Here is a 16,084-nt window from a genome sequence, read left to right on the forward strand (position 1 = left end):
ACAATTCGTATCGGACATCACGGAGCGTATCGGTCACACTGCGCCCATGTCCCAGGTTGCGGATCGACTTCGCCAAGCACGCGAGGCCGCCGGCTACACGTCGGCCGCCGCCTTCGCACGCGCCATGGACATGCTGGAGGCGACCTACCGGCATCATGAGAACGGGCAGCGCACGCCCGGCCCGGAACAGGTCCGCGACTACGCGAAAAAGCTCGACGTTCCCTATCTCTGGCTGCTGACGGGCGAAACGGACCCGAAGGAGTTGACGGCGCTGCAAACCCAGATCCACCGGGCGCCCGTCCTTTCCTGGGTGGAGGCTGGACGTTGGACCGCATCCGACACCCTGCCGGCCGGCTCGGGCGACATGGTGATCGTCTCCCACACGCGGAAGACCGTCTTCGCCCTACGCGTCCACGGAAACTCGATGGACCGGATCGCACCGCAGGAAAGCGTCATCGTCGTCGACTACGGCGACCGCGATCTGATCGACGGTCGCTACTACGTCTTCCGGCTCTCCAACGGCGGTGACGCGACCTTCAAGCGCTACCGCACCAACCCGACGCGGCTGGAACCGGACAGCACCCGACCCCATGAGACCATCTTTCCCGACGAAACGGTCGAGGTGATCGGCCGCGTGGTCCAGGTCATCAAGCAAATCTGAAATTTCTCACCGTATCGATACAAGTAGTATTGACTTAAGCCAATACAATTCGTATCGTCTCGGTCCTGCCGGCGCGACTGCCGGCGGGCCGCGCGGCGGGCGTTCGGCCGCAAGCTTCGAACGGAGGCACAGGGGTCGATATGCAGCACACGCCCGACAAGCTCGGTCAAGTCTCGCAGCGGCGGCCCCGAGATCCGGAAGTCACGCAGCGGCAAGTCGAGCTTGATGCGGCGAAGGCCGGGTCCATCGGCGCCGGGCTGTACCGGGTCGATCCCGAGAGCCCCAACGAGGTCCTGCTGCGCGATGCCGGCGGGCGGCTGCTTGAGACCATCGAGGTGCGGTTGGTCTATCCGCTCGGCCTGCCGCGCCGGCCCGGCGAGATCTGCGAAGGCGAAAGACGCACGGCCGAAAAGATCGCCGCCGCGCTGAACGCGGACTATCGCGCCCTGCAGGTGGCGCTGCTGCAGGAGCGGGCGCAGGTCCATCGAGGCGAAGCCATGACCCTGGAATGCGGTCCCGCCTTTCTCTCCGCCGAGCAGCGCGCCGCCATCGACTGGCACAAACGCCAGGCCCGCGCCTTGCACCATGAAGCCGAACTTCTCGACAAGGCGCCGCCCAGCCCACGCCCCTGATCCAACTCGCGCCCTTGATCCGAGCCTCGCGCCGAAAGGGGCGCAAGCAGACGTGACGCGAAGAAACGTGAGTCGCTGCGCCGCCGGTCCCACCCGGCCGAGCGCGCGACGGCCGCCGGAGCCGGGCCCCTTCCCGCCCGCTCCGGCGGCCACCCGCATGGCACGCCGGGCGACGGAGTTTTTTGCATCCTGTTCGCAACAGAACGCTGGAAATGTTGAGCGGCCCCAACGAAGCTTCCGCGACAGATGAACCGCTTATCTTGCGTGGGCAGGGAAATCGAACGTGGGCAGGGAAATCGAACCGGCCGACTTGAGGCTATAAACCTCGCCCTGCGTGAGGCGCGTCCATCATAAGGCGGATAAAACCAGCGTTTATGCGCCACTTCTCATAAATATTTTTATGGGATTTGGCGCATAAAGCCATTTTATGTGCCAAGACCGATATTGCATTTTTATCGGAATGAGCTCATAAAATCGATATGAAGGACTTGGCGCGCAATCCCAAGCAGATCGGGGCCATCGTACAACGTAACCGCAAAAAACAGGGCCTTAATCAGAGAGAACTGGGGAATCTGGCCGGTTTACGGCAAGAGACCATTTCCCTGATCGAGACAGGAAATCCGGCCGCGAAGCTGGAAACGATCCTGGCGGTCCTTGCCGCGCTCGACCTGGAATTCAGAGTCCTGCCGCGCTCCAAGACACGTGCGGACGACATTGAGAACATCTTTTGATGCCTCGCCGCCGCCGGCATCCACCGCTGCAGGTCTTCCAGAACAATCGTCTCGTCGGCCATCTGACCAGAGAGCCCAGCGGCCTGATCGGCTTTCACTACGACCAAAGCTGGCTGGACTGGGAGCAAGCCATGCCGGCGTCCCTGTCCTTGCCCCTGCGCGAGACGCCCTTCCGTGGCGAAGCTGTTGCCGCGGTCTTCGAAAACCTTCTGCCCGACTCCGAGAGGCTGCGCCGCCTCGTCGCCGAGAAGGTGGGGGCCCACGGGATCGACGCCTATAACTTGCTTGCGGCTATCGGACGGGATTGCGTCGGAGCCTTCCAATTCATTGCCGATGGCGAGGAAGAAATCGATATCACCGGCAAGATCGAGGGCGATGTTGTCGATGCCGAAGCCATAGACCGGCTGCTTCGCAGCCTGACTCAGGCGCCGCTGGGTCTCAGTCGTGACGACACCTTCCGCATATCGGTGGCGGGCGCGCAGGAAAAAACCGCTCTGCTTCGGCACGACGGCAAATGGCTCAAACCTCACGGCACTACGCCAACCACCCACCTATTCAAGCCGCCGATCGGTCAACTGCCGAACGGCATCGACCTTTCGGACAGCGTCGAGAACGAATTCTACTGTCTGAAGTTCATCGAGGCTTTCGGCCTTCCGGTGAATGCGGCGAAGATCGAAACCTTCGGAGAAACCAAGGCGCTCGTCATCGAGCGTTTCGATCGCCGCTGGACAAAAGACGGCCGGCTGCTGCGGCTACCACAGGAAGACTGCTGTCAGGCCCTGTCTGTGCCTCCAACGCTCAAATACCAAAGTGACGGTGGCCCAGGCATAGTCGCGATCCTCGATCTTCTGAAAGGCAGCGACACGCCGGTTGAAGATCAGATGGTCTTCGTCAAGGCGCAGCTACTTTTCTGGCTGCTCGGCGCCACGGACGGCCATGCAAAGAACTTCAGCATCTATCTGGGTTCGGGCGGAAGCTTTCGGCTGACACCGCTCTACGACGTTCTGACGGCGCAACCCAGCCTCGACAACCATCAAATCAATCTTCGGCAGATGAAGCTGGCAATGTCGGTCGGCAGAAACCGTCATGACCGCATCGACCGGATTCACGCGCGTCACTTCCTGCAAACAGGCGATGAAGCCGGTCTCCCCAAACGACTGGTCCGCTCAGCGGTCGAAGAGATAGCTGCCACGGCGGACAGCGCGATGGCAAAGCTCGAAGCGGCTCTGCCGACGGCCTTCCCGGCCTCTCTGCACGAGTCTGTCAAAGTCGCGGTCGCGGCTCGCCTAGCAAGTTTCCGACTAGCGGACGCATCCTAATCATAGGGGTCACACCCGTGATGCCGTTAAGACAGAAGCGCCCCGGCGGGGAGCCGAGGCGCTTCGATCACTAAAACCTGGTCGGGGAGAGAGGATTCGAACCTCCGGCCCCTACGTCCCGAACGTAGTGCTCTACCAGGCTGAGCTACTCCCCGGCAAAACCGGTCGGCGGCGGCGTTTCGGCTGACCTGCGATCCAGGCCACATCGGCCGACGCGCGACACGGGCGGCGCTATATAGCCCGGCCCCGTGCCCCACGCAATGCCCTCCGGGGCGATGCCCGCGCGAAGCTCCTGCGCAGGTGCCCACCTGGGCGAAAACCCCGTCCAGCGCAGTGTCGGGGCGCCCTGCTCGCCTGCGCGAAACCGCAGACCAGCACCCCAGGTCGCTAACGTGCTGAATTCAGCATGAAATCGGCGCAGCCGGCGACATCGTGGTGAGATTCCAGCTGATCGCCGGGAGGGGTGGACTTACGGCTTGTGGGCCGGGGGCAGCTTGGCTAGGGTTTGCATCCCGTTTGAGGGGGACGGGTGGCGCAGCCAAAGCTGAACAAGGCGGCCGAACCCTGCGGTGCCGGGAAAACCGGGCGCTGTGGGGCTAAAGAAGCGGGCAAACCGTCGGGTCTCCCTCGAAGGTAGAATTTGTTAAGCGCCGCAGCGGCAAAGTCCGAGGCGGGGAGGCCAATCACAGGGAGGAACTCCAGGATGAAAGTGCGTGCAGTCACGCAGACCGCGGTCGCTTTGGCGGCAGCGGCCAGTCTGGCCACCTTCGCCACCACGGCGGAGGTCAAGGCCCAGACGGTCAATTGGAACATGCAGTCGACCTATCCCGGCTCGCTCACCCAGCTCGGCACGCTGGGCAAGCGTATCGAGGAGAAGCTGCGCGAAGTCTCGGATGGCGAGATCAACATCGTCTTCCAGGAGCCGGGCGCCATCGTGCCGGCTCTGGAGGTCTTCGATGCCGTGGCTACCGGCGCGGTGGAGGCCGGCTGGTCGACCCCCGGCTACTGGGCCGGCAAGGTCCCCTCTCTGCCGCTGTTCGGCGCTGTGCCCTTCGGTCCCCGCTCGGGCGAGTACATGGCCTGGTACTACTTCGGCGGCGGCAAGGAGATGTTCGAGGAGATCTACAATCGCTTCGGCATCCACTCCGTGATCTGCGGCGTGATCGCGCCGGAGGCCTCCGGCTGGTTCCGTCAGCCGATCGAGACGGCCGACGACCTGCGCGGCCTGAAGATGCGCTTCTTCGGCCTGGGCGCGAAGGTCATGGAGAAGATGGGTGTCTCGACCCAGCTTCTGGCCGGCGGCGACATCTTCCCCGCCCTTGAGCTCGGCACGATCGACGCAACCGAGTTCTCCATGCCGGCGATCGACCTCAATCTCGGTTTCTACCAGGTCGCCAAGCACTACTACTTCCCCGGCTGGCACCAGCAGTCGACCATGTTCGACCTGATGATCAACAAGGCGCTGTGGGACGGCCTGACCGACACGCAACGCGCCCAGATCGAGGCAGTCTGCGGCGACTCCGTGCGGCACGGCATTGCCGAAGGCGAATATCTGCAGTTCGCCGCGCTGGCCGAACTGGAGGAGAAGGGCGTGACCATCCATAGCTGGTCGCCCGAGATCCTGGCTGAGCTGGAAGCCGCCTGGGAAGAGGTGGTTATGGAAGAAAGCGCCGGCGACGAAGACTTCGCCCGCGTCTGGGAGTCGCTCTCGGCCTTCCGCGAGAACTACAAGCGCTGGGGCGAGTTGGGCTACCTGCGGTAACCGGATCGCTGATCTTACGGCAGACTCCAGGCGGCTTCGGGCCGGGCGCCAGCCCCTCCGAACCGCCTGGAGCGCTGCTCCGCATACACTCCCGAACATCCACGTTCAGAACATCCAGGCCCTTCTCGCCACCTTCGCCGTGTTGCCGCTTCTCCGGGTGGGCAGTACGGCCGAGATGGTAAGATCCTCACCGTCGAGGTTGCTAAATCGAGGCTGAGAAGACCGGACGTCAGCCCTCGAACATCGGCGATTGGCGGTCGAGCCGCGATAATGGGAGATCGGGGAGCAACCCCGGCAGGAACGACGACACGCACGGGAGCGGACGTCGGCTGACCGTCACGGGTCGAGCGGCATCGGCGCGTCCCGCGGTTTTGGCCGGCGGTCTTGGCCGGCGGTCTTGGGGAGGGTTAGGTCGCGCTCATGTATGCCCTGATGAAAGTCAGCGACGTGCTGGCCGCTATCGTCAGCTGGATCGGACGGATCGCCGCTTGGCTCGCGGTGCCGCTGATGCTGATCATCGTCGTCGACATCACCATGCGCAAACTGATCGAGTTCTATCCGGACTTGATCGACACCTTCATGTACCGCGAGATCGGTTCGACCAAGCTGCAGGAGATGGAGTGGCACCTCCACGCCATCCTCTTCCTGCTCTGCCTCGGCTACGCCTACATCAAGAACGCCCACGTCCGGGTGGAGGTGGTGCGCGAGAAGATCAATCCGCGCCTGCGCGCCTGGTTCGAGCTGTTCGGCGCTATCGCCTTCGTGGTGCCATACTGCTACGTCGTCGTCAGCTACGGTTACGACTTCGCCGAACGCGCCTTCATGCTGAACGAGCGGTCCTCGGCGCTGACCGGCCTGCCCATGCGCTGGATCATCAAGGGCATGCTGCCTCTCGGATTCATCGTGCTCGGTCTCGCCGCGCTCTCGGTGGCGCTGCGCAACTTCATCTATCTCTTCGGCCCACCCGAGTTGCGGCAGGAGGCCGGAACCTTCGTCGAGCATTCGGACATTGAGGAACTGGTCCACGAAGCCGAGGAAGAGCTGGAAGAGTACGAACGCCTGCACGGGCGCCAGAGGCAGGGGAGTTAGGTCGGGGCGATGATCGAAGCGCTTCCTCTTTTGATGTTCGCCGCGCTGGCGCTGTTCATCTTCACCGGTTTTCCCGTGGCCTTCGTCCTCGCCGGAGTCGGCCTGCTGTTCGGCTTCATCGGCTGGACGATGGACGTCTTCACCTTCGCGCGTTTCACGCTGATCCCCCTGCGGATCTACGGCGGCACCATGGAGAATCTGGTGCTGGTCGCGATTCCCATGTTCATCTTCATGGGCACGATGCTGGAGAAATCCGGCGTTGCCGAGGATCTGCTCAATACCCTGCAGGTCCTGACCCGGCGGCTGCCCGGCGGCCTTGCCCTTTCGGTCACCCTGATGGGTACCATCCTGGCCGCCACCACCGGCATCATCGGCGCCTCGGTGGTGCTGATGACCCTGATGGCACTGCCGGTCATGATGCAGCGCAACTACCATGTCCCCCTGGCGGCCGGCACCATCGCCGCCTCGGGCACGCTCGGAATCCTGATCCCGCCCAGCATCATGCTGGTAATCATGGCCGACCTGCTGTCGATCCCGGTCGGCACGCTCTTCATCGGCGCGGTCTTTCCCGGCCTGATGCTAGCCTCCTTCTACATGCTCTACATCCTGGGTATCGCCGCCATGCGGCCGGACATCGCCCCGCCCCTGCCGGAGGAGGTCGGGCCGGAAAGCCGGGGCGAGCTGGCGCTGATGGTGCTGCGCACCTTCCTGCCGCCGATCGCCCTGATCGTTCTGGTGCTCGGTTCGATCTTCGGCGGCCTCGCGACGCCGACGGAGGCCGCCGGCGTCGGCGCGCTAGGGGCCACGCTGCTGGCCTGGTTCAACGGCCGCCTGAACTTTCGCACCTTCCGCGACGTGGTTGAGCGCGCGGCCCTGACCGGTGCGATGCTCTTCGGCATCTTCGTCGGCGCGACCTGCTTCTCCTTCGTCTTCAAGATGCTGCAGGGCGACACGGTGATCGTGAACATCGTCCAGGGCTCCGGCGTTGGCGCCTGGGGCGTGCTGATCGCCCTGATGGCCGTCGTCTTCATCCTCGGCTTCTTCTTCGATTGGTTCGAGATCACGCTGATCGTGCTGCCGGTCTTCGCGCCGATCGTCCAGCTTCTCGACTTCGGCGCACACATCCCGTTGACGACACTGGTGGTGCCCTGGTTCGCGATCCTGATGGCGGTCAATCTACAGACATCCTTCCTCACGCCACCCTTCGGATTCGCGCTCTTCTACATGAAGGGCGTGGCCCCGGCCGGCGTGCGGATCCAGCAGATCTATCAGGGCATCATCCCCTTTGTGATCCTGCAGGTGATCGGTCTCGCGCTGATCATGGCCTTCCCGGAGATCGCTCTCTATCTACCGCAAACCCTGCTTTAGCGAGCCATAAGAACCGGAGTGACAACCCTGACCCTTCGACAGGCTCAGGGAGAAGACGAGGAGTTCCAACACTCCGACTTCATCCTGAGCCTGTGACGTCATCCTGAGCCTGTCGAAGGATGGCCTTAGCCCAGGATGACAAGCCCGCCCTACAGTCTGCTGCCGCAAGAACGCCGACCTAGGAGACCGAGCGGACCGCCGCGCGCACGCTCGCCTCTTGACCCCACTCCCGGCGCCCGTATCTTCGCGGTCTTCGCCGGAGCCTCGTGGGCCCGTAGTTCAGCTGGTTAGAACGCGCCGCTCATAACGGTGTTGTCGCAGGTTCGAGTCCTGCCGGGCCCACCACCTCCCCACCGAGCATCGCCGCCCCCAAAACAGCAACGCGCCGGGCGGTCGCTGTGACTGCCCGGCGCGTTCCGTCTTGCACTTCCGTCGTGAGGGCCTCTGATTACGAGGCGCGCACCTTGGCGACGAAGCCGGTGACGGCCTGCCCCAGATCGTCGGTGTGGCTCACCAGCTGACCGCTGGCCTCGGCGATCTGGCCCACCACCGCGCGGGCGTTGCGGTTGCCCTCGCTCACTTCCTCGATGCCCTCGGCCGAGACGCCGACACCGGCGGCGGCCTCCTGGGCACTGCGGGCGATCTCAGAGGTTGCGGCGTTCTGCTCCTCCACAGCCGCGGCCACCGTCGTGGCGATGCCGGTGACGTTCTCGATGGCCTGACGGATGCCCTCGATGGCGCGCACGGTCTCCTGGGAGATGCCCTGCATCTCGGAGATCCGCTTGCCGATATCCTCGGTGGCCTTAGCCGTCTGGGTGGCCAGGTTTTTCACCTCGCTCGCCACCACCGCGAAGCCCTTGCCCGCCTCGCCAGCACGCGCCGCCTCGATGGTCGCGTTCAAGGCCAGAAGGTTCGTCTGCTCCGCGATGTCCGAGATCAGGCTCACAACCTCGCCGATCTTGTCGGCCGTCTCGTTCAGCGCTCCGACGGTTTCGGTCGTCCCCGCGGCCCGCTGCCCTGCCTGCGAGGTCAAGTCGTTGACCTCGTTCACCTGACGGGTCACCTCGGCGATGGTGGAGGACAGCTCCTCTGCGGCGCTGGCCACCGACTGCACGGCGTTGGAGGCTTCCTGCGTGGAGCCCGCCACGCGGGCCGAGGTGCCCTCGGTCTGCTCGACCAGGCTCGAGACGCTGCCCGCCTCGCGGTTCAAGGCGGCGCTTCCCTGCCGCACGGCCTCGACGATGCGGCCCACGTCCGCCTCGAACTGTTCCGCCAGGTTCTGCAGGGCGGCCTTCTTCTCCTCTTCGGCACGACGCTCGGACTGCAGCTGCTCGGCACGGAGCTTTTCGTTCTCCTCCAGGCCGGCGCGGAAGACCTCAAGGGTGCGGGCCATCTCGCCCAGCTCATCCTGCTTGTTCTGATAGGGGACCTGAACGTTCTGGTTCTGGGACATGCGCTGCATCACACCGGCGAGCGTCGGGATCGGGCGCAGCATCAAGTGGAACAGGCCCCAGGCGGCCGCGGCGGAAATCAGAAGCAGGACCGCTGCAGAGCCGGCCAGGCCAAGCGTCAGCTTGTCCAGGACCGCGATGATCTCGGACTTCAGAACGCCGGCGTAGAGGATACCGATGACCCGATCGTCCGGGCTGAAAACCGGCTTGTAGATGGTGTAGTAGTCCTGGCCCAGGATGTTCGCTTCGCCCAGGAAGGTTTCACCCCGCATCATCGCCGCGTGCACCACACCCGTCTTGCCCAGCGGCGTCCCGACGGCGCGCTGGCCGTCCGGCTTGATGATGTTGGTGGTCCGACGCCAGAAGTCGCCGTCCTCCTCCTGAAAGGCGAAGAGCGTCGCGGTCTCACCGGTCATCTGGCCGATTTGATCGATCACCAGATGATGCAGGAATTCGGGAATCTCCTGCATGGTCAGCTTCACCACATCTCCGTCGGCATCGTACTCCGCCTCGAAGGAGCTGTAGTTCTGCTCCATGATCATCGCGGCAATGCGAAGGCTTGCGGACTGCCGATCGATCACCTGACGCTCGATCTCACGGTTTAGCTGGAAGATCGTGACGGCGCTGACCGCTGCGATCGAGAAGGCGATCAGGCCGATCGTCAACAGCGTGGTCCGTGAGGTCAGACGCAGCCGTGCCAAGGGGTTGAACCTCATCGAAGGTACTCCGGAACCGTTATATCCATCTCTCCAATTCTGAAGTACTGCACAAAACCTCTTGCAAAATGCTTAATTGCGGTAGAATTGCCCTTAGTTACGAATAGAAGTGAAGGTCCCTCGACTGCGCTCAACGGGCTGCGCGTTCAACGACGGAATTTAGCAGGACGTTCAGGCCCGGAAGTTGATCTTCCAACGTCGTGTCTTCTTTTTCGTTGTGGGTAATCCCGCCGGCGCAGGGCGTAAAGATCAGCACCGTGGGGCAAAGCTTGGATAGGTTGTAGGCGTCGTGGCCCGCCTGACTGGGCAGTTCCAGCAGCGGCACCTCCAGGCGGCCGGCCGTGGTGCGGACCAGGTCCAGCAAGCCCTCGTCGAAAGCCAGATCGCCGAAGGTCCAGTCTTCCGCCACTTCGATGCGGCATTGGCTGCGCCGCTCGGCATCCGGCAAGGCGGCGCGGATCTCCGCCTCCATCCGGGCCGTGATCTCGGCGTCAGGGCTGCGGAAGTCGACGAACAGCCGCGCCTCGTCCGACAGGATCCCCGGCTTGTTCGGCCAAGCCTCCAAGCGGGCCACGGTGGATTTTCCGTCGCACCAGGAGTAGCGCCAGCCGACCTCGTTGACCGCGACCGCCATCATGGCCGCACCGACGATGGCGTTCTGGCGCAGATGCATGGCCGTCGGGCCCGAGTGCGCGTTCTCCCCTTCGATCTTCAGGATCATGCCGCGTGCGACGTAGGCGCCTGTGACCAGGCCGACCCGAAAGCCTTCGGCTTCCAGACGCGGCCCTTGCTCGATATGGATCTCGAAGTAGCTGTCCAGCTCGCGTCCGCCGACCGGCGCCGGGCCGGCGTAGCCGATGCGGTCCAGCTCCGCTCCGACGGTGATCCCGGTATCGTCCTCGCGCGCCAGAGCCCAGTCCAGCTCGCGCAGGCCGGCGAAGACGGCGGAGGACAGCATCGGCGGCGTAAAGCGCGCGCCCTCTTCGTTCGTCCAGTTGACCACCTCGACCGGGCGGCGGGTCTCGATCTCCAGATCGTCCAGGCTGCGCAGCACCTCCAGCCCGCCCAGCACGCCGACAATGCCGTCGAAACGACCGCCCGCCGCCTGGGTGTCCAGATGGCTGCCGATCAGAACCGGCGGCAGGCTTTCATCGGCGCCGGCCCGGCGCGCGAAGAGATTGCCCAGACGGTCGACCGAAACGGCGTAACCGGCCTGCGCGCACCAGGCGGCGAAGCGGTCCCGCATCTCCCGGTCGGCATCGCCCAGCGCAAGGCGCCTCAGTCCGCCTTCCGGCCCGGTGCCGATGGAGGCCGAGGTCTCGATGGTTTCCCAGAAGCGCGGGCCGTTGACGGCCAGATTGGTACGCGATGCGACGGACACGGGGGATCAGCCTCCAAATACAAAAGAATCCATGACGGATCGGCAGTGTGCCGAAGCTGCCGCGTCAGGACCAGACGCGAACACATGCGACATTTTGAATGTAATTGATCCGGATCAACGTGGTGGCGGCAAGGCCAGGCCAGTTTCGCGCGATCCCAGGCCCAACGGGCCTCTCACTCATCATCTGCAGGAGTGACTGCCGCTATGCCTTCCACGACCCCTCGCCGCCGACGGCTGCCCCGCTTGACGACGCCACTCGCGATCGCGTTGGTCTTCGCGCTTACCATCACTGCGCTTGAGCGCGTCGAAGCCAGCGAGACCGCGGAGAAACCCGCGCCGCTGCTGACCGTGCTCACCTCGGCGGAGAGCGAGACTCAGGCGATGGCGCTGGTCCTATCCAACCAGGTGGCGGGCAAAGGCGGCCGCGTCGACCTCCTGCTCTGCGGACCCGCCGGCGATCTCGCCCTGGCGACAGCGCCCGAGGCCGCGACCCAGACCATCACGCCGACCGGCATGACGGTGCGCAGTCTGCTGGAGGGCCTGCTGGCCAAGGGCGCGACGGTGGAGGTCTGCGCGATCTACCTGCCAAACCGCACGTTGGAGGCAGACGCCTTGATGCCGGGCGTCGGCGTCGCCAAGCCGCCAATGGTTGCCGCCAAGATGGCCGACCCCGCCTTCAAGCTCTTTACCTTCTAGAGCAGAATCGCCTGAGGTGGACTCGCTCCGGCGATCCCACCTCAGGCGTGAATCCTACTCTAATCGTAAGGTTTGGAGCGGCGGCCGCCTCAGTCCTGGCCACCCGCCTCCTCATCCATCCGTCTCGTCATCCACCGGCTCGTCCAGCGAGCGGCAGGGCCAGCTGTCCGGCCGTGCCACGCCGGCCGGCAACCGGGTCTCGGCATCGCCACAGGCCTCCGCCAGCTGCGCCGTCGTCAGTCCCTCGGCGGTCGAGAGATCGAGTCCCCGCAGATCGGCCATCATTAGGTAGGCCTTCGTCAAGTCGGCGCCGCCCAGACGCGCGTCACGCAGGTCCGCACGCGCCAGCATCGTTTCACTGAGATCCGCACCTTCCAGGTTGGCTCGCCGCAGATCGCTGCGCTGCAGATCGGCCTTGGCGAAGCCGACCCCGGACAGGGCGGCACCGGCAAAGTCACCGCGCGGCAGAATCGCCTTACTGAGATCGGCGCCGGTCAGGTCGGCGTCTCGGAAACTGGCCCGCGGCCCCTCGGCACGGTCGAACGACGCCTCGCGCAGATCGGCTCCGTCGAAGGCCACACGGTCCAGCCGGGCGCGCGTGAAATCCGCCTCGCGCAGATCCGCGCCTGCCAGGACGGAGCGGGCGATGTCCGCGCCAGCGAAGATCATGCCGTTCAAGCCTTCGTCTCTCAGATCGAGCGCCTGACGGTTGCAGCCGCTCCAATCGACGCCGGGCCCCGGCTCCCTGGAACAGCCGCCCGCCGGACTCCACTCTTGCACCGCGACGGCGATACCGGCGGCGACGGCCACGGCAACGATGAATCCGATTGTGAGAGGGCGCATCCTGTTTCCCTGACTCCGGTGTGTTGTCTTTTATGCAGTCTTTCCCATGAATATGGCGTAAAGGGCCTGGCATGGAGTGACCGGGTTTGACTGTGTGTCTCTTCACAGCTCGGTGCGGCGGCAAGTGCAGCACCGTCTTGAGACCGCTTCCCTTAGCGACCGCGCCGTTGCGTTACGATCGGCGGGATATCGCCTTAGGCCGTCCCCAACAGCAGGATGACGATGCCCACGACGACGGCAGCGATCCCCAGCAGTTCGACAATGGTAGAGCGTTCCTTGAAAACGAGCCAGGAGGCTGCGAGCGTGAAGAGCAGTTCGACCTGACCGAGGGCACGCACATGCGCGGCATTCTCGAGCGTCATCGCGGTGAACCAGCCGGCGGAGGCGGCCATGCCCGCCGCCCCGATCCAGGCCGAGGTTCGCCAGCTCGCGAAAACGGCCTTGAGTTGCGCCGGCCGCCGCCAGGCCAGCCAGGCGCCCATAGCAAGGGTCTGCAGGCCCAGCACCCAGGCCAGCGTCGTCGCCGCCTGCAGCCCAGCCCCCACCGGCTCCAGTGACAAGCTGGCCGCCCGGTAGCAGACGGCGGAGAGCGCGAAGCCGGCTCCCGAGGCGATCCCCAGCAACGCCGCCGGCTGCAGCCAGCCTGTCAGCAATTGCCCCCAGCCCGCCTTCTGACGTTTGAGGGAAATCGCAATAACCCCAGCCAGGGAGATCGCGATGCCCAGCGCCGCCAGGGGGCTCAGAGCATCGCCCAGCAGGATCAGGCCGAAGACGGCGGCCTGCACCGTCTCCGTCTTGGAGTAGGCGGTGGCGACTGCGAAGTTCCGGTAGCCGAAGGCCTCGATCAGGCAGACCGTGGCGAGGATCTGGGCGATGCCCCCCAGCAGCGCGTAGAGCAGGAACGTCCGCTGGATTCCGGGAACGTCCGCACCCGCCAGGTCCGCCGTAACCAGCAGATAGACGACGGCCAGGGGAAAGGCGTAGACGAAACGCGCGAAGGCGGAGCCCAGGGTTCCCAGGTCGTCCTTCAGCCGCTTCTGCAAGGCCGAACGCAGGTTCTGGAAGAACGCGCCGCCCAGCGTCCAGAAGATCCAGGGCTCCATGGCCTCAGGACATCCTCGGCGTAGGACCGAACCGGCAGGACGCTGCCTCTTTAGACATTGCGGTAAGTCCCGCGCAGACCGCGTGCGTTCAGCCAGCCGGCGAAGTCCTGTGGATCGTAGATCTCGGCCAGCCAACGGCGCAGCGGCATCTCCGGCCCCCGGTGGGTTTGCCAGTAGATCAGGAGCTGCCGTAGCCAGCGCTGCTGCAGCTTGGGAATATGCAGGTAGGGCCAGGCCGTCAGGTGGCGCCGGGCCGCCGGAAAATGCTCAGGTCCCTCACGGTCGAGCAGATAGAGGAAGCAGGCCAGCCCCGTGCGGTCCGCACCGCCCGCACACTTGATCAGCGCCGGCGTCTCCAGCGCGTCGAAGGCCTGGACCAGAGCCAGCAGTTCGGCACGGCGCGGAATACGGCGGGAGTTGATCGGCACGTCCAGGAAGGTGACGCCCAGTGTACGGCAGGCCTCCGCCTCGTCGGCATACCAGGCCGTCTCGGGGTTCTCGCCGCGCAGGTTGATCACGCTGCGAAAACCGTAGAGCTCCAGGATCAAGGCGGTGTGACGGCCGTAGAGCTGGGCCGACCGCGCCAAGCGCTCGTCGACCCAATGAAGGTTGGACAAGCGCGCGATGACCCAGCCACCAAGCCGCCTCAACGGAGAGCTGCGCGCAGGCGACACGCGGGAGGTGGGGTGCTGATCGCTCATAGCGGCGCGACAAGACGCCAAGCCGTCAGCGAAGGCAAGCCCTTGTTATGCGGCGGAATTCGGGAACCCGGGCCGAAGCCTTCTGCTGTCGCCAGCAAGAAACCGTAGACGTTCATGCTCCAAACCGGTCCGTTTCCATCAGGAGGCCTCCCCTGACAGCGCCTTCCTGTCCTAGCGCAGCCTCCAGCGGACGTCCTCAGGATAGCGCGAGCGCAGGAACGTCCACTGTTCGATCTGCCCCGGGCGGCCGTTGCGGCGGGTCGTCTGACGCCACTGCGTCGCCGTCCGCGTCAGCGCTTCCTTGGCATCTATAGCGCCCTCGTCCGCCTGTATGAGATTCTCTCTCAAGGCATCGAAGTACTCGCCTTGGCCCTTCAGGTAGAGGTCCGGAATACTGCGGGCCATGCTCCGGCGATGGGCGAAAAGGAAATCGGAGGAATAGGCCTCGACGATCTGCGGGTCCCGGTAGTGCTCGGAGCGGAAGGGGTCGAAATAGCCCGCTGGCTCGCGTACGGCGCGGGTGGACATCTCCGGACTGCAGGCGAAGAGCGCGAAGAGATAGGCGATCTCGGGTTCCTGCGAGCCGCTCGAGACCGTGTAGTTCCAGCCCCAGTTGAAGTAGGGCACGGAGAGGAGGCGGCCGTCGACGCGACCGCCGGGTGTCGGCCCGAAGGCCAGCCGACCCTTCATCCGGGATGTCTCGCTGTTGAGAAACTTCTGCGTCCCTCCCCAGCCGACGTTGCAGAAGATATTGCCTCGCTCGAAGGTCCTGAAATTCTGATCGAAGGTATCGCTGCGCACCGAGGGCGCAAGACTCTTCGAGGCAGCCAGCATTTCCTCCAGCGCCTCGACGCCCGCCGGGTTGTCGATCTGCGGCTCCAACTCCGCGTCGAAGGGCCAGAAGCCCTTCGCATGGAACCGGATCCAGAACTCCCAGGCGATATAGGTGGCGGTCCGGAACAGCGCGCCGCCGTAGCGCCCCTCCTCCGGCCGGTGGAAGAAGGCCATCATGGCGTCGAGTTCCGCCCAGGTGTCGGGCACCTTCAACTGATAGCCATGCAGATCGGCGAAGCGTTTGTCCTCCTCAGGATCTTCCAGCCAGTCGCGATGATAGAACATCATGTAGGCGTCGCCGTCGGTCTGGTAGCCGTAGAGGCTACCCTTGTACCGGTCGCCGAGCGGGAAAAGCGCGCCTGAGCGGAAGTCGGCAGGCTCGTACTCGGCCGCGTAGCCGTCGAGGTTGACCACCACCCCGGCCTCGACCAGATCGGGGAGATTGAAGGTCGCCGGCAGCGCCAGATCGCAAGCGCCTCCTCCAGACAGGGTGTCGACGATCATCCGCGCGCTGATCGTATCGACCGGTTCCTCCTTCAGTTCGACAGCGATACCGCTCGCCGCTCTGAAGGCCTCGGCAACCGGGACCACGTTCGCCAAGCTGCCCTTGGGGATGAGAACGGACAGGCGCAGCTTCCGCGTCCCCGCCAGGGTCCGCGCAGCCTGTGCTGCGGCTTCATGCAGACGACCCATTGTCAGCGTGACATCCGGGGCGGCGGTCGCCATAGCCGTCGAAGAGACACCGAATCCCCCCAAGGCCGCACCTATGCCGAGACAGACCGTTCTGCGATTCATCG

14 protein-coding genes and 2 tRNA genes are annotated in these 16,084 nt (G+C 64.7%); 9 read left to right on the forward strand and 7 right to left on the reverse strand.

Going from position 1 to position 16,084, the window contains the following annotated elements:
• The first annotated feature begins 46 nt into the window (after positions 1 to 46).
• From ACO054_RS13765 to ACO054_RS13780, 4 genes are all read left to right on the forward strand, one after another.
• Positions 47 to 661, forward strand: a complete 615-nt coding sequence (locus ACO054_RS13765) for a LexA family protein (protein WP_421707156.1) — start codon at positions 47 to 49, stop codon at positions 659 to 661.
• 140 nt (positions 662 to 801) lie between these two features.
• Positions 802 to 1,293, forward strand: coding sequence for a hypothetical protein (locus ACO054_RS13770; protein WP_421707157.1), 492 nt, complete (start codon positions 802 to 804; stop codon positions 1,291 to 1,293).
• Positions 1,294 to 1,772: 479 nt separating this feature from the next.
• The gene (locus ACO054_RS13775) at positions 1,773 to 2,024 is read left to right on the forward strand and encodes a helix-turn-helix domain-containing protein (protein ID WP_421707158.1); all 252 of its coding nucleotides are present in this window, start codon (positions 1,773 to 1,775) and stop codon (positions 2,022 to 2,024) included.
• The gene (locus ACO054_RS13780; RefSeq protein WP_421707159.1) at positions 2,024 to 3,343 is read left to right on the forward strand and encodes a type II toxin-antitoxin system HipA family toxin; all 1,320 of its coding nucleotides are present in this window, start codon (positions 2,024 to 2,026) and stop codon (positions 3,341 to 3,343) included. The genes ACO054_RS13775 and ACO054_RS13780 overlap by 1 nt, the downstream gene beginning before the upstream one ends.
• Before the next feature lie 78 nt (positions 3,344 to 3,421).
• Here the strand turns inward: ACO054_RS13780 and ACO054_RS13785 are convergent.
• Positions 3,422 to 3,498 (reverse strand) — tRNA-Pro (locus ACO054_RS13785).
• A gap of 548 nt (positions 3,499 to 4,046) precedes the next feature.
• On the opposite strand from ACO054_RS13785, the gene ACO054_RS13790 reads away from it, so the two are divergent.
• From ACO054_RS13790 to ACO054_RS13805, 4 genes are all read left to right on the forward strand, one after another.
• A complete protein-coding gene (locus tag ACO054_RS13790; protein WP_421707160.1) occupies positions 4,047 to 5,105 on the forward strand; it encodes a TRAP transporter substrate-binding protein in 1,059 nt (352 codons plus the stop codon).
• 420 nt (positions 5,106 to 5,525) lie between these two features.
• Positions 5,526 to 6,194 carry a TRAP transporter small permease subunit gene (locus ACO054_RS13795; protein ID WP_421707161.1) on the forward strand — a complete coding sequence of 223 codons (669 nt, stop codon included), beginning with the start codon at positions 5,526 to 5,528 and terminating at the stop codon, positions 6,192 to 6,194.
• A 9-nt stretch (positions 6,195 to 6,203) separates the two neighbouring features.
• Complete coding sequence (locus tag ACO054_RS13800) at positions 6,204 to 7,562, forward strand: TRAP transporter large permease (RefSeq protein WP_421707162.1); 1,359 nt, start codon at positions 6,204 to 6,206, stop codon at positions 7,560 to 7,562.
• Positions 7,563 to 7,830: 268 nt separating this feature from the next.
• Positions 7,831 to 7,907, forward strand: a tRNA-Ile gene (locus ACO054_RS13805).
• A 103-nt stretch (positions 7,908 to 8,010) separates the two neighbouring features.
• On the opposite strand, the gene ACO054_RS13810 is transcribed toward ACO054_RS13805, so the two are convergent.
• Positions 8,011 to 9,729, reverse strand: a complete 1,719-nt coding sequence (locus ACO054_RS13810) for a methyl-accepting chemotaxis protein (RefSeq protein WP_421707163.1) — start codon at positions 9,727 to 9,729, stop codon at positions 8,011 to 8,013.
• A 130-nt stretch (positions 9,730 to 9,859) separates the two neighbouring features.
• Positions 9,860 to 11,110 (reverse strand): Zn-dependent hydrolase, encoded by a 1,251-nt coding sequence (locus ACO054_RS13815; RefSeq protein ID WP_421707164.1) that lies wholly within the window; start codon positions 11,108 to 11,110, stop codon positions 9,860 to 9,862.
• 204 nt (positions 11,111 to 11,314) lie between these two features.
• On the opposite strand from ACO054_RS13815, the gene ACO054_RS13820 reads away from it, so the two are divergent.
• Positions 11,315 to 11,806, forward strand: a complete 492-nt coding sequence (locus ACO054_RS13820; RefSeq protein WP_421707165.1) for a hypothetical protein — start codon at positions 11,315 to 11,317, stop codon at positions 11,804 to 11,806.
• Between the two features lie 111 nt (positions 11,807 to 11,917).
• On the opposite strand, the gene ACO054_RS13825 is transcribed toward ACO054_RS13820, so the two are convergent.
• From ACO054_RS13825 to ACO054_RS13840, 4 genes are all read right to left on the reverse strand, one after another.
• Positions 11,918 to 12,649 (reverse strand): pentapeptide repeat-containing protein, encoded by a 732-nt coding sequence (locus ACO054_RS13825; protein WP_421707166.1) that lies wholly within the window; start codon positions 12,647 to 12,649, stop codon positions 11,918 to 11,920.
• 194 nt (positions 12,650 to 12,843) lie between these two features.
• On the reverse strand, positions 12,844 to 13,752 hold the full coding sequence (locus ACO054_RS13830) for a DMT family transporter (protein ID WP_421707167.1): 909 nt from the start codon (positions 13,750 to 13,752) through the stop codon (positions 12,844 to 12,846).
• A 50-nt stretch (positions 13,753 to 13,802) separates the two neighbouring features.
• Positions 13,803 to 14,453: a hypothetical protein gene (locus tag ACO054_RS13835; RefSeq protein WP_421707168.1), complete on the reverse strand. Its 651-nt coding sequence runs from the start codon at positions 14,451 to 14,453 to the stop codon at positions 13,803 to 13,805.
• Between the two features lie 171 nt (positions 14,454 to 14,624).
• A complete protein-coding gene (locus ACO054_RS13840) occupies positions 14,625 to 16,082 on the reverse strand; it encodes an ABC transporter substrate-binding protein (protein WP_421707169.1) in 1,458 nt (485 codons plus the stop codon).
• Positions 16,083 to 16,084: the final 2 nt, after the last annotated feature.

It is taken from the genome of Algihabitans sp., assembly GCF_965226985.1.
Taxonomy (GTDB): domain Bacteria; phylum Pseudomonadota; class Alphaproteobacteria; order Kiloniellales; family DSM-21159; genus Algihabitans.